This window comes from Pantoea sp. EABMAA-21 (assembly GCF_030053335.1).
In the GTDB taxonomy this organism is placed as follows: Bacteria; Pseudomonadota; Gammaproteobacteria; order Enterobacterales; family Enterobacteriaceae; genus Pantoea; species Pantoea communis.
In genome coordinates this window covers 28,306-47,641 of sequence record NZ_JASGBX010000005.1, presented here as the reverse complement: position 1 = coordinate 47,641, position 19,336 = coordinate 28,306, and the positions used below count along the sequence as shown (strand labels likewise).

Annotated in this window: 19 protein-coding genes and 1 pseudogene; 12 read left to right on the top strand and 8 right to left on the bottom strand. The window is 52.9% G+C overall.

What is annotated here, in order from left to right:
* Position 1 precedes the first annotated feature (1 nt).
* Positions 2-625: a response regulator gene (locus tag QMZ65_RS09085; protein ID WP_034828290.1), complete on the bottom strand. Its 624-nt coding sequence runs from the start codon at positions 623-625 to the stop codon at positions 2-4.
* Positions 626-1,363: 738 nt separating this feature from the next.
* Between QMZ65_RS09085 and QMZ65_RS09080 the strand changes: the two genes are divergently transcribed.
* On the top strand, positions 1,364-4,063 hold the full coding sequence (locus QMZ65_RS09080; RefSeq protein ID WP_283215871.1) for a cation-transporting P-type ATPase: 2,700 nt from the start codon (positions 1,364-1,366) through the stop codon (positions 4,061-4,063).
* A gap of 30 nt (positions 4,064-4,093) precedes the next feature.
* On the opposite strand, the gene QMZ65_RS09075 is transcribed toward QMZ65_RS09080, so the two are convergent.
* Both QMZ65_RS09075 and QMZ65_RS09070 read right to left on the bottom strand, forming a co-directional pair.
* On the bottom strand, positions 4,094-5,095 hold the full coding sequence (locus QMZ65_RS09075) for an AI-2E family transporter (protein ID WP_034828294.1): 1,002 nt from the start codon (positions 5,093-5,095) through the stop codon (positions 4,094-4,096).
* 63 nt (positions 5,096-5,158) lie between these two features.
* Positions 5,159-6,262 carry an AI-2E family transporter gene (locus tag QMZ65_RS09070; RefSeq protein ID WP_097117448.1) on the bottom strand — a complete coding sequence of 368 codons (1,104 nt, stop codon included), beginning with the start codon at positions 6,260-6,262 and terminating at the stop codon, positions 5,159-5,161.
* 182 nt (positions 6,263-6,444) lie between these two features.
* On the opposite strand from QMZ65_RS09070, the gene QMZ65_RS09065 reads away from it, so the two are divergent.
* Positions 6,445-6,684, top strand: a complete 240-nt coding sequence (locus QMZ65_RS09065; protein WP_211728080.1) for a DUF1272 domain-containing protein — start codon at positions 6,445-6,447, stop codon at positions 6,682-6,684.
* Here QMZ65_RS09065 and QMZ65_RS09060 read toward each other — a convergent pair.
* Positions 6,657-6,824 carry a 2-thiouracil desulfurase family protein gene (locus QMZ65_RS09060; protein ID WP_176505734.1) on the bottom strand — a complete coding sequence of 56 codons (168 nt, stop codon included), beginning with the start codon at positions 6,822-6,824 and terminating at the stop codon, positions 6,657-6,659. The genes QMZ65_RS09065 and QMZ65_RS09060 overlap by 28 nt on opposite strands.
* Before the next feature lie 253 nt (positions 6,825-7,077).
* Here QMZ65_RS09060 and QMZ65_RS09055 point away from each other — a divergent pair, with 253 nt between their 5' ends.
* From QMZ65_RS09055 to QMZ65_RS09045, 3 genes are all read left to right on the top strand, one after another.
* Positions 7,078-7,527 carry a hypothetical protein gene (locus QMZ65_RS09055; protein ID WP_283215870.1) on the top strand — a complete coding sequence of 150 codons (450 nt, stop codon included), beginning with the start codon at positions 7,078-7,080 and terminating at the stop codon, positions 7,525-7,527.
* Between the two features lie 102 nt (positions 7,528-7,629).
* Positions 7,630-8,103 (top strand): RcnB family protein, encoded by a 474-nt coding sequence (locus tag QMZ65_RS09050; protein ID WP_034828301.1) that lies wholly within the window; start codon positions 7,630-7,632, stop codon positions 8,101-8,103.
* Between the two features lie 109 nt (positions 8,104-8,212).
* Complete coding sequence (locus QMZ65_RS09045; RefSeq protein WP_097117446.1) at positions 8,213-9,040, top strand: Cof-type HAD-IIB family hydrolase; 828 nt, start codon at positions 8,213-8,215, stop codon at positions 9,038-9,040.
* A gap of 159 nt (positions 9,041-9,199) precedes the next feature.
* Here QMZ65_RS09045 and QMZ65_RS09040 read toward each other — a convergent pair.
* Positions 9,200-10,512: pseudogene (locus tag QMZ65_RS09040) on the bottom strand (iron-containing alcohol dehydrogenase).
* 125 nt (positions 10,513-10,637) lie between these two features.
* On the opposite strand from QMZ65_RS09040, the gene gntT reads away from it, so the two are divergent.
* Positions 10,638-11,954, top strand: a complete 1,317-nt coding sequence (gene gntT, locus QMZ65_RS09035) for a gluconate transporter (RefSeq protein ID WP_045816524.1) — start codon at positions 10,638-10,640, stop codon at positions 11,952-11,954.
* A 47-nt stretch (positions 11,955-12,001) separates the two neighbouring features.
* Here the strand turns inward: gntT and QMZ65_RS09030 are convergent, their stop codons facing one another.
* Both QMZ65_RS09030 and QMZ65_RS09025 read right to left on the bottom strand, forming a co-directional pair.
* Positions 12,002-13,084, bottom strand: coding sequence for a malate/lactate/ureidoglycolate dehydrogenase (locus QMZ65_RS09030; RefSeq protein ID WP_211728084.1), 1,083 nt, complete (start codon positions 13,082-13,084; stop codon positions 12,002-12,004).
* A gap of 108 nt (positions 13,085-13,192) precedes the next feature.
* Entirely contained in the window at positions 13,193-13,438 is a 246-nt protein-coding gene (locus tag QMZ65_RS09025) for a hypothetical protein (protein WP_008103719.1), read from the bottom strand.
* Positions 13,439-13,697: 259 nt separating this feature from the next.
* On the opposite strand from QMZ65_RS09025, the gene QMZ65_RS25340 reads away from it, so the two are divergent.
* The 4 genes from QMZ65_RS25340 to QMZ65_RS09010 all read left to right on the top strand — a co-directional run bounded on the left by QMZ65_RS25340 (position 13,698) and on the right by QMZ65_RS09010 (position 16,103).
* On the top strand, positions 13,698-13,781 hold the full coding sequence (locus tag QMZ65_RS25340; protein ID WP_017346848.1) for a small membrane protein YohP: 84 nt from the start codon (positions 13,698-13,700) through the stop codon (positions 13,779-13,781).
* Between the two features lie 600 nt (positions 13,782-14,381).
* A complete protein-coding gene (gene pagP, locus QMZ65_RS09020; RefSeq protein WP_349306764.1) occupies positions 14,382-14,954 on the top strand; it encodes a lipid IV(A) palmitoyltransferase PagP in 573 nt (190 codons plus the stop codon).
* 150 nt (positions 14,955-15,104) lie between these two features.
* Positions 15,105-15,314: a transcription antiterminator/RNA stability regulator CspE gene (gene cspE, locus QMZ65_RS09015; protein WP_034829024.1), complete on the top strand. Its 210-nt coding sequence runs from the start codon at positions 15,105-15,107 to the stop codon at positions 15,312-15,314.
* Positions 15,315-15,671: 357 nt separating this feature from the next.
* Entirely contained in the window at positions 15,672-16,103 is a 432-nt protein-coding gene (locus tag QMZ65_RS09010) for a GNAT family N-acetyltransferase (RefSeq protein WP_283215868.1), read from the top strand.
* Here QMZ65_RS09010 and QMZ65_RS09005 read toward each other — a convergent pair.
* Positions 16,081-17,436 (bottom strand): aminotransferase-like domain-containing protein, encoded by a 1,356-nt coding sequence (locus QMZ65_RS09005; RefSeq protein ID WP_283215867.1) that lies wholly within the window; start codon positions 17,434-17,436, stop codon positions 16,081-16,083. The two genes, QMZ65_RS09010 and QMZ65_RS09005, sit on opposite strands and share 23 nt — an antisense overlap.
* Before the next feature lie 135 nt (positions 17,437-17,571).
* Here QMZ65_RS09005 and QMZ65_RS09000 point away from each other — a divergent pair, with 135 nt between their 5' ends.
* Positions 17,572-18,531 (top strand): ABC transporter substrate-binding protein, encoded by a 960-nt coding sequence (locus tag QMZ65_RS09000; protein WP_283215866.1) that lies wholly within the window; start codon positions 17,572-17,574, stop codon positions 18,529-18,531.
* 2 nt (positions 18,532-18,533) lie between these two features.
* Positions 18,534-19,328, top strand: coding sequence for a deaminated glutathione amidase (locus QMZ65_RS08995; protein ID WP_034829032.1), 795 nt, complete (start codon positions 18,534-18,536; stop codon positions 19,326-19,328).
* The last annotated feature ends 8 nt before the right edge of the window (positions 19,329-19,336 follow it).

Below are 19,336 nucleotides of genomic sequence, written 5' to 3'. Positions count from 1 at the left end.
GTCAGGCGATATTATTGCGTTTGGCAAACTCGTAAAGGCCGACCATATTTTGAATGTCGAGCTTTTCCATTAATCGGCGTTTATAAGTGCTGACGGTTTTATCACTGATTTTCATCCGCTGTGCCATTTCCACCACTTTCATTCCTTTGGATAAATACACCAGCACCTGCAATTCTTTGCTGGAGAGGCCGGCAATTTTATTTTTGTCTTCCTGAATATCGTCCGGTAAACCCTGACGTCGGCGATTTAAAGGAAAGAAGCCATATCCGGCATTAATCGCGCGAATGGCATCGTGCAATTCGGTCATATTATTGCGTTTACTAATAAAACCATCGGCACCGGCAGTGGCGCTGCGCTTGATGTAGTGGTCAACGTCCTTGCCGGTCAGTACCAGAATGCCACCGTTGAAGCCGTTGTGGCGCAACCTTTGCACCAGGTCGATGCCGTTGTAAGAGGGCATATCGATATCCACGATGATCAAATCCGGCGACAGTTTCTTGGTGAGCGCTAATGCTTCAAATCCGTCATCCGTTTCGCCCACCACATTCATGTTGTCCGTTTCAAGCAGCAGTCTTAACGCCATCCGAACCACCGGATGGTCATCAACGATAAGAACTTCCTTCATATGGCTGTCCTGTTTATTGCGGTGAATGGAATATTCATAAGGATTGGTTTTATTGGTTAGCAGATTTTAAGAGTAAAGTTTAAATGGCGCAAATAATTATTTTGTAAGGTTTTCCTGATGCAATAAATATCATGACCTGACGTGTTATTTATATATTCACTATGGTTTTTAATCAGTTTTCTAATTATGCGGTGAGTCTTTTAAATTCAGTGATGTCACTGGGCGTTAAGGTGATGATTTCGACGTGAAAGCAGTATAAAAGTTATCACTGTGGGTAAATGTTAAGGTGTGCAGGTAGTGGTCTTATCGGTCGAAATGAGAAATAAGAACCTCTCGTCTAAAAGACGAAGTGTAACCTTGTTTAGATAGGGTTTAATTTTACCTGAAGGTAAAGTTATTTATGTGATCCTAAGAGTAACGTCATAAAATGTCACTAAACTCATAGTCATGCCAGTAAGTAACCTTGCATAAATAAACAAGTGAAGTTGGACCAATATGCTGTTTTAAATGATTAAATTTATGTTTTTGTTGTGATTTTTTATCGGTAAATAAAGCATCATCACCTCTGATTTCCAGAGTGTGATTAATTCAACACTGAATGGTTATTAGCGATGTTAATTAACGGTCTAATTAACTAAAACATGACCCCGGTCATCTCGGTAAAGATTAATAATATTAAACTGGGCTTTTGTTTTACTCTCCTTTTTTCATTTTATTGTCAACCGCGCGGGGTGAAATATGACCGTTGTTCCTTTCCGTCCAGATCGATCGGATTCATCTGATCGACCCTTATATCAGCTCGACAGTGCCAGCGCTTTTATCCGCTTAAACAGTTCGCCCAGTGGCTTGCAGACCGAAGAGGCGCAGGCGCGTCTGGCGGCTAACGGGCGCAACGTGCTGCCACAGAAAGCCGAAAAATCACTGCTGATGCGCTTTCTGGCGCATTTTAAAGATGTACTGATTTACATCCTGCTGGCGGCAGCGGTCATTACCGCGGTGATGGGCCACTGGGTGGATACCTTTGTCATTCTCGGCGTTGCTGTCATCAACGCACTGATTGGATTTATCCAGGAAAGTAACGCCGAGAAGTCATTGAAAAGCATTCAGAACATGCTTTCGAACGAAGCGATGGTATTGCGCGATGGGCGGCAGATCACCGTGCCGACCGAAGAGCTGGTGGTCGGTGACGTGGTGTTGCTGCGTCCTGGCGACAAAATCCCTGCCGATCTGCGTTTGTTCGACGTGCACAATTTGCGGGTAGAAGAAGCCATCCTCACTGGGGAATCCACGGTGGTGTCCAAATTAAGCGATGCGCTGGAAGGCGAAAAGTCGCTCGGCGATCGGCTGAATCTGGCTTATTCCGGTACTACGGTGAGTTCTGGCACTGCCGCAGGTGTGGTGATCGCCACTGGCGGTGATACCGAGTTGGGGCACATCAACGCGATGATCTCCTCCATCGAAGAAGCAAAAACGCCATTGCTGGTGCAGATTGAAAAACTCGGTAAGGCGATTTTCTACATCATTTTGCTGATGATGGCCGCGCTGTTCGTGTTCGGTTATCTGCTGCGCGACATTCCGCTGGCGGAGTTGCTGCTGGCGGTGATCAGCCTGGCGGTCGCGGCGGTGCCAGAAGGTTTACCGGCGATTATCTCAATCATTCTCTCACTCGGCGTGCAGTCGATGGCGCGCAATCACGCCATCATTCGTAAGCTGCCAACGGTCGAAACTCTCGGCGCCATGTCGGTGATCTGCTCCGATAAAACCGGCACGCTCACCATGAACGAAATGACGGTGAAAGCGCTGGTGCTGGCCAACAGTCACTGGCGCATCAGTGGCAACAGCTATGAGCCGAAAGGGGAGTTTCATCTGGAAAGCGGCCAGCGTGATGAGGCGCTGCTTAATGGCTTTTTACAGACGGTAGATATCTGCAACGAGAGCCAACTGAGGCAGGATAATCAGGGGCACTGGGGGATTGTCGGTGGCCCCACCGAGGGCGCGCTCAAAGTATTGGCGGCGAAAGCGGGCATCAACTCGGAATCCGTGCAGGTACTGAGCAAGCTGCCGTTTGACTCGGCCTACAAATACATGGCCGTGAGCTGTTTGATTGATGGCAAGGCGTGTCTGCTGCTGACCGGTGCACCGGATGTGCTGCTCGCGCTGTGCCAGCAGCAGCAAGGCGAAAACGGCGCCGAAGCGCTTGATCGTGATTACTGGAACGCCGCAATCACCTTTTATGGCAGCGAAGGGTTGCGCACCGTGGCCGCCGCCTGGCGCTGGCTGCCGGAGGGCCAGCAGCAGATCGATCACGCCGATCTGCGCGAGGGCATGATGATGCTGGGTCTGGCGTGCATGATGGATCCGCCGCGTCCGGAAGCGATTACCGCCATACGCGACTGCCAGCAGGCCGGGATTCGCGTCAAAATGATCACCGGCGATCACCCGGAAACGGCGATGGCCATCGGTCAGATGTTAGGCATCGGCAACAGTGACAGCGCCGTCACCGGCTATCAGCTGGAGCACATGGATGATGCGGAACTGGGCAAAGCGGCTCGTGAGTACGACATTTTCGCACGCACCAGCCCGGAACATAAGCTGCGTCTGGTGAAAGCGCTGGCAGAGAGCGGGGAGATCGTCGGGATGACCGGCGATGGCGTGAATGATGCCCCTGCGCTGAAACAGGCCAATGTCGGCATCGCCATGGGCATCAAAGGCACCGAGGTGACCAAAGAGTCGGCGGATATGATTCTGGCGGATGATAACTTCGCGACTATCGCGGCGGCGGTGAAAGAGGGGCGTCGCGTTTACGATAACCTGAAGAAAACTATCCTGTTTGTGATGCCGACCAACCTCGCGCAGGGGCTGTTGATCATCATCGCCATTCTGATGGGCAATCTATTACCGCTGACGCCGGTGCAGATTCTCTGGATGAATATGGCGACCTCAGCAACACTCTCATTTGGGCTGGCATTCGAAGCCGCCGAGCGTAATATCATGTGTCGGCCGTCGCGTAACGTACGCAGCCATGTGATGGATGGTTACGCCATCTGGCGAGTGGTTTTTGTCGGGTTACTGATTTCGATTAGCGCCTTTGTACTGGAAGCCTGGTTGCAGCCGCGTGGTTATTCGCCGGAGTTTATCCGCACGGTGCTGTTGCAGATGCTGGTGACTGCCCAGTGGGCGTATATGCTCAACTGCCGCAATAGCAATGGCTTCTCACTGGATGCTGGCTTGCTGAAAAATCGCGGTATCTGGCTGGTGACGCTGGTGCTGGTGGCGCTGCAGGCGATGATTATTTATCTGCCGCTGATGAATACGCTGTTTGGCACCGAGCCACTGCCGGTTAAATATTGGTTTATTTCGCTGGCGGTCAGCGCCGGGATATTTGTGCTGGTGGAAATTGAGAAGCATCTGACGCGCGGCTGGCGCGTCGCCCGATAACTCACTCTGGCTGGCGCGTCGCCCGATAACTCACTCTGGCTGGCGCAGTGCCAGCCAGACTTTTTTCAGCAAGAAGGTGAGAGGAATCGCCAGTATCGCACCGGTCATGCCCAGCAGCGCTTGCCAGAACAGGAAGGCCAGCAGCTGCACGGTCAGGGTGAGATTGAGGCGCTTGCCGAGCATCAGCGGTTCCAGCACCGAACTGAGCAGCAGGTTCAGCACCACAAAGAATCCCACCATCATCAGGCTGGTTTGAGTATCGAACAGGATAAAGGTTTGTATCACCGGCGGAATGGCCGCGAGAAAGGAACCGAGCACCGGAATGTAGTTGAAGATAAACATCAGCACGCCCCACAAAAAGGCGAACTTCAATCCCAGCAGATGCGCCATGCCCCAGACAATCACGCCGCCCAGCAGGCCGGTCAGCGTTTTCACCCGCGCATAAACAATCACACTCTGAATCCCTTCTTCCAAAGCGATAAACAGCGCAGTGTGCTGTTTACTGGCGCGCAGGGTGCGTTTCAGCAGCGGCAGCTCAATCAGCATAAACAGCAGCATCAGGAACACCATCAGCCACCACGAAAGCAGGCCGGGGATTAACGACAGTTGATAGGTGACAAAGCGCACCACCGCACCGGCATCGACAAAATTCAGCATCTCATCGGCGGTGAGGGCAATGCCCATCTGGCTCAGAGAGAGCGTCAGGTATTGCAGCTTGGCTGCTACCAGATTGGGTGCCTGACGGCTGAGTTTGATCAGGTCGGGCGCGGAGGCGCTAAGTGACATGATGGTGATGACGATCAGCAGCAGCAAAATCACAATCACCAGCAGAGAAGAGAGCGTACGTGGGATGCCGCGTCGCGCCAGGCGGCTAATCAGTGGATCGAGCATCACGGCAAGAAATATCGCCAGCAGCACCTGATTGATCAGCGGCGCACCAAGGCGCAGCCCAAACAGCACAAGGGTCAGACATGCGAGCAAAATAAGCGCCTGCGCTAGCGGCGCGAAAGATTTTAACCAACCCTGGTACATCGATGCAGTTCTCCGGTAAACGGGCGGTTGCCGTGTGCAGCAACCGCCTGACAGGGAAAGGCCTTACTCGCGAGATTTCCCCTCTTCAATAAACTCTTCGTCGATCTCCTCGACATTGTCGCGGTTGTCGCGCCCGGAGAGCAGGTTCCAGCAGGCGATAAACAGCGCGGCAATCAACGGGCCGATGACAAAGCCATTGATACCGTAAACTTCCATGCCGCCCAGCGTCGAGATCAGGATCAAGTAGTCAGGCATTTTGGTGTCTTTTCCGACCAGCAGCGGACGTAAAATGTTGTCTACCAGACCGACGATTACCACAAAGAAGCCGACCAGGAACAGACCCTTCCATATCGCGCTGGTGGCGAAGAAGAAGATCGCCGCAGGCACCCAAACGATGGCGGAACCGACCGCCGGGATCAGCGACAGGAACGCCATCAACGCACCCCACAGCAAGCTGCCGTCAATGCCGGTGAACCAGAAGGCAAGACCGCCCAACACGCCCTGAACCACCGCGACCACCACCGTGCCTTTGACGGTAGCGCGTGAGACGGCGGCAAATTTCACCATCAGGTGATGCTTCACATAGGTAGAGAGCGGCAGTGCTTCCAGTATCAGATTCACCAGCCATGGGCCATCCTTCAACAGGAAGAACAGCAGATACAGCATCACGCCGAAGCCAACCGTAAAGGTGAACGTTCCTTTACCGATCATGAACACGCTGCCTGCCATGTATTGGCCGCCTTTGAGGGCAAATTCAGACAGTTTCTGCTGAATCTGGCCGGCATTGTTGAGGTTGTGTTCCGCGAGATAACTCTGTGCCCAGTTCGGTAAGTGCTGCATTAATTCGGCAAACACCGTCGGGAACTGTGACGAGCTGTTCTGCAGTTTGCTGTACACCGTATTGACTTCAACTACCATCGACGAGGTGATAATCGCTAATGGCGTGAACACGATTAGACAGATGATCGCCAGAGTGGCAAAGGCAGCGAGCCCGTTACGATCGCCCATTTTGCGGCGCAGCAATGACTTCAGCGGATGGAAGATCACCGCCAGAATGGCTGCCCAAAAAATGGCAGAGAAATATGGTGTCAGCACATCAAAAAAGGCGTAGGTGACTATCGCCAAAATAACAATAAAGAAGCCGAAGTTAAGTCCTTTAATACGCATTCAATTGTCTCGTGAGTAAACGTGGCGATTGAACTATAGAACGTGATTAGCGGAATGTAATGCTTTTAAGCCACGCGTGCGGACATCGGATGTCCCGATTTGTCCTGCTTATGTCTGCAACCGGGCTGGCGCGTTTGAGGTAACACGGTGATGATGGTGAAAAATCTGACTGGAGATGAACCATGCTGGAACTGCGTCCCAACTGCGAATGCTGCGATAAAGACTTACCGCCGGACTCACCCGATGCGCGCATCTGCTCGTTCGAATGTACCTTTTGTGTCGACTGCGCGGAAACTACGCTCAACCATCGCTGCCCGAACTGTGAGGGAGAACTGGTGCGCCGTCCGGTGCGCCCGGCCGCAGCGTTAGCACGTCATCCGGCCTCGACCACGCGTCATTTATCGGCTGCCGCGACACGCTGAATGAGTTCGCGCAACTGCGCTTCGTTGAAGACTTCAATGCCGTGCTGGCGCAGCAGCGTGCGAGAGATGAGCAACTTATCGCTGCCATTATAACGAACCGTCAATCCCATCAGGCAGGCACTGACTAATATTCTTTCCATGACTCCATCCTTCGGAAATAAATCGCAGCGGTAACGTAATATTCTAACGCTGATATCGAAGTTGAAATAAAAATCCATTAAGCGAGTTAAAGCCTGCGCTATATTTAGCGCGATATTAATCACGATTGTGAATTAATCGAGGTGCTGCAGGATTCTAACGTATTAATGCTGGGTAAATTGATGAATAACGCTGAAGTCTGATTAATGAAAGGGTTGGCCGACGCAGGTTGAAGGGAATGGTATTGATTTAGCAGTGTTTTATCGCCTGGTGGTTGTGTGGTTATCGTTGGGGGCAGGTTCGTTTCTATCACCACGACGGTGCGAAATTTATCAAACCGCTATTCTGGTCAGAGCACAGACCTTATTTGTGCATCAGATCCCTCGCACAGCAGATTATTTTTCTGCGCCATTTTATTTTTACGGTTTTTTCCGAAAAGCAGGGGTTTTTAAAAGAATTTTGCATTTTAAAATGGTATTGTTTATCCGCAATGCTAGTGATGTGGCGTTGTGTGCTTCAGTTTTACCCTCAATTTTAGGGTTTACCCGCTTTATGCAATTTATGGAAATAGCATTCTCCACCCGATCCTCGCGATCGGGTTTCTTTCCTCTCCGCTGTAGTATGAATCCGCTGACTTTAAGACCAGATAATGTCAGAAAAGACACAACCGTTAAGAAATCGATAATTTGCAGTAATTTAATGTAAGTCTGCGGTTTTTAAGAGTTTTGGAAATCCTCTTTTGCTTTTGATTGGTGAATAGTGTCTCTCGACGGCGCAGTAACTGCCGTTATCATTGGAGGCAACATCATGAAAAAAACAACATTAAGTCTTATTGCGTCACTTATTGCATGCAGCACACTGTTCTCTTCCGTCTCCTGGGCAGATGGCCCGGGCGACCAGCGCTGGCAGCAGCACGGCGGCGACCAGCATCAGGATCATGGGCGCGGCCCTGACCATGGCGGCGATCGCGGCCCCGATCATGGCTACAACCATGGCCCGGACCGTGGCCCGGATCACCATGACCGTTATGCCGACCATCGTGGCCCAGATGGACACCATGACGGCGATCACTTCGCCTGGAACGGCCATGACTTCCGTCGCGGTCACCCGATGCCGCCAGAATTCCGTGGCCCGCACTATCGCGTAGATGACTGGCGTGAACGCCGTCTGCCAGAGCCGCCGCGCGGTGAGTACTGGTCTTACATTGACGGTAATTACGTCCTGATTGCTGCCGCCACTGGCGTGATCACCTCGCTGCTGCTGAACGGCGCATTTAACTAATCACCCCCACGGATGGCTACGGCCATCCGTGTTTCTCTCTGCTTTATGCCCTCACCAGGTTATTCTCTATGCGACCCTTTTTTCCCCTACAGCGCGCTAAGGAGTCATGATGACCGTGGTAAAAATGGTGGCAGTAGACAAGGACGGCACCTTTCTCGACGATAAAAAGCAGTACAACCGGGCTCGTTTTCAGGCTTGTTATGAAGAGATGAAACGGCGCGGCATCAAATTTGTGGTCGCCAGTGGCAATCAATATTACCAACTCAAATCCTTCTTCCCCGATATCTCCAGCGAAATTGCCTTCGTCGCCGAAAACGGTGCGTGGATCATCGATCGCGATGAAGAGCTGTTCTGCGGCGCATTCAGCCGCGACGATATCGATGCGGTACTCGACACCCTGCACAACGGGCACTACCCGGAACTGCGTTATATCCTCTGCGGACGTGAAAGTGCTTACTACTTCGAAGGTCTCGACGAGAGCTGGCTGGTGAAGATGCGCCACTACTGCCATCGTCTGAAGCCGATTCGCAGCCTCGATGAGGTCGCGGATGACAAACTCTTCAAGTTCGCCCTCAATCTCTCCGATGATTATGTTGAACCGTTAATGGCCGATATCGAACGCTTGCATCAGGGTTCGGCCGCAGCGACCTCCAGCGGCCACGGATCTGTGGATCTGATTGTGCCAGGCAATCACAAAGGCCATGGGCTCGATCTGCTCGGCAAACGTTGGGGCATCGATCGCAGCGAGATTTTGGTGTTTGGCGATGGCGGTAACGATCTGGAGATGTTGCAGCAATCGGGATTTAGCTTCGCCATGGCGAATGCACCGCAAAAAGTGAAAGATGCCGCACGCTATGAAGCGCCCAGCAACAATGAAGAGGGCGTGCTGCAGGTGATCGAACAGATGCTGGCGGGCAAACCGCCGTTTAGCCTCTGAGCGTCATTTGACACTTAATTCATTGTTTGCTTTGACGATGCGCGGAGCGTATGCAGGCGCGGCGAGATGAAGCGGCGCAACATTGCGCGGTAAAGTGGCGGGAAAGTCATGTTGTGCGGGTGTGCTTTGGCGCACCCGCATCGTCTAAATCAACCGATGTTATGCAACGTGCCAGGCCGCAGTAATCATCTCGGTGAGGGTGGAGGCATCGTAACTGACCCAGCCGTTTTTACTGTTGGCGCGCGCGACAATCCAGTCAACATCGGTGGCGTTCAAGGTCGGCCCATCCTGCCAGAACGGCACAATCGCATGCGCCTGCAACCAGGCTTTCAGCGCTAACGCTGGCGGCGCCGGATCGTCCGGTAGTAGCGCTTGCCCCAGCTGTGCCATCAAACGCTGCTGTTCAGCGTGCTCGGTTTCCGCCAGCACATCGAGGAATGGGAACAGCAAACGTCCACACACTTCTCCGTGATGGAAAGGTTTGATGGCGCCCAGTTCACCGGCAATCCCATGAATCACGCCCAATCCCGCACTGCTCAGGCAGACACCGCCCAGCCAGGAAGCCATCATCATCGCTTCTCGTGCTTCATCACCTTGGGCATCGTCGCGATTCAGATTTGGCCATGCCTGAAAGAACAGCCGCAGCCCATTCAGCGCCGTTTGTTGGGTAAACAGATTGCCTTTACGCGAAAGGTACGCCTCGAACAGATGGGTAAAGGCATCAATGGCGCAGGTGGCCAGTACGCTATCTGGTGTGCCCTTGAGCAAATCGGCATCCAGAATTGCCACCTGTGGCACAAACACCGGATGGCGCAACGAGGCTTTCACCTGAATATGCTGCTGATCGGTCACCACGGCGTTTTGCGTCGCCTCACTGCCCGTTCCCGCTGTGGTGGGAATGGCGATCAGCGGCAGAGTGATCGCCTGAACCGGCGTATCACCCACTTTCTCCAGGTAACGTGCGGTATTCAGCGGATGCTGCATCATGGCGCTGAAAGCTTTAGCGGCATCCAGCACGCTGCCACCGCCTATCGCTACCACGCGATCCACATGGCCGCGCCAGCGATTCACCCAGGCATCAATTTCATCGGGCGAGGCTTCATGGCTGACAATTTCATAGCCCAGAATCTGGTCATTGAGTGCCGCGCCCAGTCTTTGCCAGGCAGGGCCGTTAAGAAAAGAGCGGCCACAAAACAGCAACGTCGGTTGGGGATGGGCAGCCAGTAGCGGCAATAAACGGTCAATGCTGCCACGTCCAAACAGGGTTTGTTGATTACTGTACAACTCGATCAGATTCTCACTCACCTGCAGATCCTTTTTTTGAAGGGCATAAAGACCTTAGTGTAACCAAAAGCGGTGACGCCCCCGATGCAAACATTCTGATAACTGCCTGGCAAAAAGTTGATCACCTTCGCAAAACAGAAATTCCCCCCGCACGGCTGATGCTTTGTGCGCAATGTTACCCTTAACATGATACCCGTAACATTGTGCGGCAGACCGCGTGCCTCTCAGCGATGTCACCGAATCGACTGTCCTTTGGGATCAACAAAACAAACCGCTGCCGACATGCTGTCGTGCGCAAAAGTGGAGAAAAATTATGCCATTACTCTATGTGGCGATTGGCGTAGCCTTACTGCTGCTGTTAATGATTCGCTTCAAGCTGAACGGATTTATTGCGCTGATCCTGGTCGCGCTGGCGGTGGGCATGATGCAGGGTATGCCCGTCAACAAAGTGATTGGATCGATCAAAACCGGCGTGGGCGGCACACTTGGTAGTCTGGCGCTGATCATGGGCTTTGGCGCGATGTTGGGAAAACTGCTGGCTGACTGCGGCGGTGCCCAGCGTATTGCCACCACGCTGATTGCTAAATTTGGTCAAAAACACATTCAGTGGGCGCTGGTCTTAACCGGCTTCACGGTGGGCTTCGCGCTGTTCTATGAAGTGGGCTTTGTGTTGATGCTGCCGCTGGTGTTCAGCATTGCGGCATCCGCGCGCGTACCGCTGTTGTACGTCGGCGTGCCGATGGCTGCGGCACTCTCTGTGACACACGGTTTCCTGCCTCCGCATCCTGGCCCTACCGCGATTGCGACGCTGTTCAACGCCGATATGGGTAAAACGCTGCTGTATGGCACCCTGCTGGGTATTCCGACCGTGATTCTGGCGGGCCCGGTGTATGCGCGCTTCCTGAAAGGCATCGACAAACCGATTCCTGAAGGTTTGTGGAACCCGAAAACCTTTACCGAAGCGGAAATGCCCGGCTTTGGCGTCAGCGTCTGGACGGCGTTAGTGCCGGTAGTGCTGATGGCCTTGCGTGCCGTGGCGGAGATGGTGTTGCCGAAAGGGCATCTGTTGTTGCCGTATGCGGAGTTCTTTGGTGACCCGATTATGGCAACGCTGATTGCGGTACTGATCGCCATCTTCACCTTTGGTCTGAACCGTGGACGTAGCATGGATGAAGTGATGGGCACCATCACCGACTCGATCAAAATCATCGCCATGATGCTGTTGATCATTGGTGGCGGCGGGGCGTTCAAGCAGGTGCTGGTGGACAGCGGTGTCGATAAATACATCGCGAGTATGATGCACGAGACCAATGTATCGCCGATCTTTATGGCGTGGTCCATCGCGGCGGTGTTGCGCATCGCATTGGGTTCAGCCACCGTGGCGGCGATTACCGCCGGCGGGATCGTTGCACCACTGATTGCCACCAGCGGTGCCAGCCCGGAACTGATGGTGATTGCCGTGGGTTCTGGCAGCGTGATCTTCTCTCACGTCAACGACCCGGGCTTCTGGCTGTTCAAGGAATACTTCAACCTGACCATCGGTGAAACCATCCGCTCCTGGTCCGCGCTGGAAACCATTATTTCGGTGTGTGGTTTGGTCGGCTGTTTGCTGCTGGCTAACGTGATCTGAAGGAAATTAGCTGAGGCGATGTGCCTCAGCTTTCTTATTACTGGGGTCTACTGCGCCAGCGCGCGGAAGGCCGCCAGCTCTTCATCGGACATGCCCGCTTGTAATGCGGCTGCACAAATCTGTTCCCAACTGTTGCTGTCGAGTGGAATCCCCTCGCGATCGCGTTCGATACGATTCTGTTCTTCCCATTCACCCGGCACCTGAATCGGTGCATCGCCGCTATGTGGCGAGCGTTTTACCCATTCGAGGAACGATTCTGCTTCTTCCTGCATCGCCGGGGCATCAAACGCTTCGGGATTAACGATGATGGTGGTCATGCAGTTGAAAATGGCGTCATGGCTGCTGACCAGCGTGGCATCGTGCGTGGTGCGACCACCGGAAAGCGCACCGCCCAGAATTTCGCACATCGTGGCCAGCGCGTAACCTTTGTGCAGACCGAAGGGCATCAGCGAGCCATAAGGTGCCTGATGCATCACGCCGGGTTCGGTGGTGGGCTGCCCCTGATGATCGATCAGATAACCGGGCGCGACCTGTTGCCCTTTGTTCCACGCCACGCGTGTTTTGCCGTAGGCAATCCCGCTGGTAGCGAAATCGAGCAGCAGCGGTTTGGCATTTTGGCGTGGGAAGATGGCACAGAAGGGGTTGGTGCCAAAACGACGGTCGCTACCGTTAAAGGGCGCAACCATCGGATCACCCATCACGTTGACGAAATGGAAAGAGACGAATCCCGCAGCTGCGCACTGTTCTGCCCAATGACCGATACGACCAATATGGTGGGAGTGGTGTAAGCCGACCGCAGCGATACCCAGCTTCGCTGCACGCTCAATACCCAACTGCATCGCCTGATGTGCCGCCACCTGACCAAAGCCGTTATGACCGTGCAGGGTGAGCACCGCACCGGCATCCTTTTCAATGGTGGTGTGCTGGTTCAGCTGCAGGAATCCCTGCTTCAGTGAACTCATATAGCTCGGGATCATTCCTACGCCGTGTGAATCGTGACCGGCCAGATTGGCGGCCACCAGATGGTCAGCCACTAAACGTGACTCTTCGGCGCTGCTGCCGGCATGTAACCAAATGGCCTGAACAAATTGATGTAACTGGGAAGGGGGAAGTCGGTAAAGGGCACTCACGCGGTCAATCTCCTTGTCATGTTCGATAATGCATCCTGCGCTTAAAGCTATCATTACCGCAAGTGAGTGTTATCAAAAGCAAAGGGCCACAATCTGTGGCCCAAAAACTCAATGCGGCTGCTCAAAGCCCGCTTTAACCATCTGATCGCGCAACGCGCGGGTAATTTCACGGTTCCCACCCGTGACCGGATAAATGACATTGTTGACGACATCGTCAAGGTAATGCTCTTCAAACTCTTGCATGGTGAGTTGGGTGCCACCTTCATCATTAATAGCAATGCTGCCACTGATGTGGTTGCCGTAATCCTTTGCCTTCAGGCTGTAACGCCCCATGCTGGTATTAATCGTGCTCATAAGATCTCCTTGTTACGTAGGCATTGATAACAATTGAGGCCTGCTAGAGGCGCTGTAAGTTTAGACAGCACGAGCTGGCGGTGCGCAGCGGGAGAGAGAGATAAAATCGCGACATGCGACCCGTCTCGCAGAAATAAAACTGAACGGAAGGCAACGCTCATCACCATGCGTGACAGTGCTCGCACTGCACAGCGAACGCAGAAGGATCATCTATACTGGTTAACAGGCGCGTTATTTTTCATCACTGAAGGAGCGAACAATGAAAATAATTCTGTGGATTATTGCCATCATTTTTATCGTGGGATTACTGACGATTACGGGTGTATTCAAACTGATTTTTTAGCATGAACAGGCACCTGAGGTGCCTGAATTCTTTATTCTGCCCGGGACGCGGCGAATTCGCTTAATGTCAGCATTGCCGGAATCATGTCCCGCCAGTCAATCGGTTTATCACAACCCGCGCAACACGCACCATGGTGTGGGTTATTTCTATCCTCTTCCACTTTCGGCAATGTGAAATAAAATTTAGCGCAGCCGCAGCGTCGACAGCGAATCGTCATTTCAATGTTCCTCCCTCTCCATCCTGGAAAGATGAGATTTATCTTATTCGCCCTCAGAGTTCAATTCATAAATTTAATTAATTTATTTCAGATATAAATGATTGTCGTTAAGTTGCTGAAAATTAAGTTGTCTCTCTGGGTGATTATCACGCTGAGAGTGCATTTAATGTGCATTTTTCCTGACGACCGGGATATTTCTTTCCTATAGAAAAACCACAACCTAATCTAAATCATCGGAAAATAATGGTGTAACACAGACTATCCCTGGAGTTTTTAACCGCTTTTTTAGATATCGTTTTAAGTTGTTGCGCTAATAATCGCCCACTCACCGAATGCGCCTTTTACTGGGGCGAATTTAAGAGATGACTTAATAGGATTTTTATGTGAATCGGCACATTTTATCCGCACTTTTGGGCGGAATTTTGACGTTACCCATGACGTTTTTGGCATCAGCAGTCACAACATCGCAAGCCGTTGAGGCGGGATGGAACACATTTAGCACCAATGTTGAGCAAACCTGGTCGCAGCCACAGCATCATGACTTTTACCTGCCCGCTATCACCTGGCATAATCGCTGGACCTATGATGACGAGCATATCGAAAAGTACAACGAGCGGCCGTGGGGTGCAGGTGGCGGTGTCTCTCGTTGGGATGAGAAAGGCAACTGGCATGGGCTCTATGCCATGGTGTTCAAAGACTCGTTCAACAAATGGGAGCCTATCGCTGGCTATGGCTGGGAAGCGACCTGGCGGCCATTGAACGACCAGAATTTCCACATCGGTGCAGGCTACACCGCGGGCGTCACCGCGAGAGATAACTGGCGCTATATCCCGGTTCCACTGGTTTTGCCATTAGCATCAATAGGATATGGACCAGCCACTTTCCAAATGACTTATATTCCAGGGACTTATAATAACGGCAACGTCTATTTTGCCTGGCTGAGATTCCAGTTTTAGCGTGTGAAAAGCGTCAAAAAGTGTGAAGGGGATGCAAAAAATCAATATTTATCACTTTTTCATCAATTCTCACTGGACAAATGTCACCGCAATTGCTGTACTAGATGCCGACACAGTTTAGTGTCCATTTTTCATGTAAAGGTAATATAGATGTCCAAGATCAAAGGTAACGTTAAGTGGTTTAATGAGTCGAAAGGCTTCGGTTTCATTACTCCAGAAGATGGCAGCAAAGATGTATTCGTACACTTCTCTGCAATCATGAGCAATGGTTTCAAAACTCTGGCTGAAGGTCAGCGTGTAGAGTTCGAAATCACTGACGGCGCTAAAGGCCCATCTGCTGCTAACGTTATCGCTCTGTAAGTTAACAGTTAGAATTTTGAAAACCCGCCTAATGGCGGGTTTTTTTTGTCCTTTTTACATGTGCCACCAGGTCAGGGAATAGCCCAACACGGCCGCCATGGCGACGAAAAGCGCCATCACTTCATTGTAGCTAAGTGGAATCAGGTTTTTCATGTGCGCGCCCCAGAGGTGTATTTCACTCAGCATCGCAAAGCCAGGTTAAGCCAACCTTAAGCCGTGATGACAGTCTGATGACAGGGCACATTCTGCGGCGTATTTCACAGAACGTGGCAGTAACATTCTCATAACAATCCTTACTTGCAGCTTTTTACGCAACAACGCTATATAACTGCATGCAAGGACTTATGAGGAGGCAGGATGAATATACGTCAGGCACTGGCAAAAGACAGTTTTGTCCTGAGTGCGCTGTTAACCGAACTGGGTTACAGCGGCACTGAAAAGTTTATTGATACGCGTCTGGCGCAGTTATGCAGCCATCCCGACGAAATTTTATTGGTGGCAGAACACGGTAATCAGGTTCTGGGGTTTCTCTCTTTGCACTTTATCCCCCAACTGGCGCTGCCCGGTGATTTCGCCCGCATCAGCTATTTTTGCATTGCGGAAGGCGAGCGCAGTAAAGGCAGTGGCCAACAGCTGCTCAGTCATGCCGAGCAGCTAGCGCGTGAACGGGGCTGCGATCGCATGGAAGTGCATTGTCACGCTTCCCGCCTTAAAGCCAACCAGTTCTACTCGCGTGAAGGCTATGTAGAATCTCCGCGTTATCACATCAAAGATCTGGGCTCGCTTTAAGTTCACGCCCGGTGGCGATGACCAGCGCGTCAGCAATGCTTTCAAGCTGATCGAACGGGAGCAGTGAAGCACTGACGCGAATAAAGGGCTCGCCGTTGAGGCAACAGCGTTCTCCCGGCAGTACAGCAATGCCGCGTGCTGCCAGGGTGATCATGGCGTACTGCTCTGATTCCACCGGGATCTGTACGCTCAACCCATCTCGCTCTTCCAGCACCACTCCGCGTTTTGCCAGTGCCGCCAGTAACTGCTGGCGACGCTGCGCGTAAACGGTCTTCGCCTGTTGAATGCTCTGCTGTGTGGCTTCATCGGTGAGCATCCATGCCACCGCATCCTGCAAGATACGGCTGGTCCAGCTGACGCCGAAATTACGCCACGACTGCAGTCGTTTCACCATGTCTGCCGTCGCGGATAACGCCGCCAGGCGCAGATCGGGACCATAGGCTTTGGAAAAAGAATGAACGTGAATGACCCGTTCCGGGAAGTGGAAACCGAGGCTCCAGGCCGGCCAGCGCGACAGATCGCCAATGCCATCATCCTCGACAATCGTCGTGGTACTGTTCGCCAGCACCCTTGCTAACTCGGCGCTGCGACGCTGAGTCACGCTGTAGCCGGTGGCCGAATGCGTGCGCGGCTGATAGATAAACATCGCCGGTGATTTTTGCAGATGTGCGGCCAGCGCCGTGGGTATAGGCCCCTGATCATCACAGGGCAGCGGCAAAATTTCTGCGCCGATATTTTCCAGCATATCCAGCAAACGGGTGGCCGTGGGATTTTCAATCACCACCCGATCGCCCGGCGACAACAGCGTCTGCACAATCAGGTTCATGGCATCAAAACCGCCATCCGTGGCCAGCCAGGCTTCCGCCGGATAGGGCCAGCGTGGACTGATGGCCGCTTGCAATTGCGGGGAGATCGCTTCGCGCTGATAGCTGTTTAACTCAGGTGAGGCAATCCCCGCGAGGATCGCCCGTTTAAGATCGGGTAGCAACGCCGGATCGGGTGACGCCATCGCCAGCGCCGCCCGGATGTTCTCGCCGTAGTTACCAATCTTCTCAAAGCGGATAGGGCGTGGCAGTACGCTGTTGCCACACACCCACACGCCACTGCGTCCTTTACCCGCCAGCACTTTCTGCTTCTTCAGTTGCGCCCAGGCAGCAGAAACGGTTGCCGGACTGACGCCCAGCCGCTCCGCCAGTTCGCGCACCGCAGGCATTTGCATGCCAACAGCAATTTGGCCGTCCCGAATTAAGGATGAAGCGGTAAGCGTTATTCCCTTTACCGAAGCATCGTCTATTTGATGGCTAAGCCACTCGACATCTACCGTTTGCGTCATAAGAAAATCATTTGTTCAGTAACAAAGAATTGATTGTTCAGATTAGTATTCGCGTTTTAGACTCAAATTCAAGCACTATTTGCTTAATAAATAAACAGCGCCAGATCTCTGGCCGAAAACGGGGAAAGCACAATTATGGTAACCATAAGACTGGCGGTGCGTGACTGGGATTATTTCACCCCGCTGGCACTCGGCGACATCAAACCAGAAGGCTTCACGCTGGAGATTGACCGCGTGGGCACGCTGGTTGATAACCTCGCGACCAGCGACAAATACGACGCGGGTGAAGTGTCATTCAGTCGCTATGCTCAGGCATGCGCCAGAGGCGATAACGCACTGCTCGGCCTGCCGCACTTCCTGATGCGCGGCTTCCGCCAGCGCTGCATCATCACTACCGCTGACAGCCCGATTACCACGCCCGCTCAGCTGAAAGGCAAGAAAATCGGGGTGACCGGCTGGCAGGATTCTGGCAACACCTGGACGCGCACCGTGCTGCGTGAAGCTGGCGTGGAGATCGATGATGCGTACTGGTTTGCCGGCCGTCTGACCGAAGAGCATCCGATTGTGGATCGCCTCGCGGGATTCGGTCGTCCGGGCCGCATTGAGCCGGCACCGGGTGAGCGCCCGCTGATCGAACTGCTGAAGGCCGGTGAGCTGGATGCGGTGTTCACGCCCTTTATGCCAGAAGGTTTCTTCCTGAAAAATTCTGGCCTGCGTCAATTGCAAAACGACTTTGTGACTGCCGAGCGCGACTACTTTAATCGCGTCGGCTACGTGCCGGGTATCCATCTGCTGGCGATGAAACCGGCACTGGCGGAAATGCATCCCTGGCTGCCGCAGGCGTTGAGCGAAATCATCGATCGTTCGTACCAGATGTGGATGCAGAAACGCGAGAAATACGCCGACACCACACCGTGGCTGCTGGATGATTTGCGACGTACCGCGCAGGAATTACCGTCGGACTGGAATCAAAACGGATTCTCCGCTAACAAAAAGATGATCGCCGATTTTGCTAACGAGCTGTTCCAGCAAGGCTTAACCAAAACATTACTGACGCCGGAAGCGATTTTCCCGGCAGCAGTGCAAGGGGAGTGAAGATGAAAGTTGCAATGGGGCAGTTTGCTGTCAGCCGGGAATGGCAGGAAAACACCGATATCTGCATCGGTTTAATGAACAATGCACTGGCCGGAGGCGCGGATTTACTGGTCCTGCCAGAAGGCGTGCTGGCGCGTGATATTGCCGACCCTGATCTGGTACTGAAAGCCGCACAACCGCTGGATGGTCCTTTCATCACGCAGCTGCTGGCAGTCAGCAAAGGCAACGATTTGACTACCATGATGAGCGTGCACGTGCCAACTGAAGGCAACAAAGCGCTCAACGTGCTGATTGCCATTCGCAACGGTGAACTCATCGCCGCCTACGAAAAGCTGCATCTTTATGATGCGTTTGCAATGCAGGAGTCACAGCGCGTGAATCCAGGCAACGAAATCCCACCGCTGGTGGAAGTGGCCGGGATGAAAGTGGGCCTGATGACCTGCTACGACGTGCGTTTCCCTGAGCTGGCGCGCCGTCTGGTGCTGGACGGTGCTGATGTGCTGGTATTGCCTGCCGCGTGGGTCAAAGGCCCGCTGAAAGAGATGCATTGGGAATTGCTGTGTACGGCAAGAGCACTGGAAAACACCTGTTACATGGTGGCCGTGGGCGAATGTGGCCCGCGTAACATCGGCAACAGTCTGGTCATCGATCCTCTCGGCGTGGCGATAGCCAAAGCGCCAGAGTCGGCGGCACTGGTGTTCGCCGACCTCGATCCACAACGTATTGCCTACGCACGTAGCGTACTGCCGGTGCTGGAAAACCGCCGTTTTGCTCGTCCTGAACTGAAACCACTTTGATAGATTTT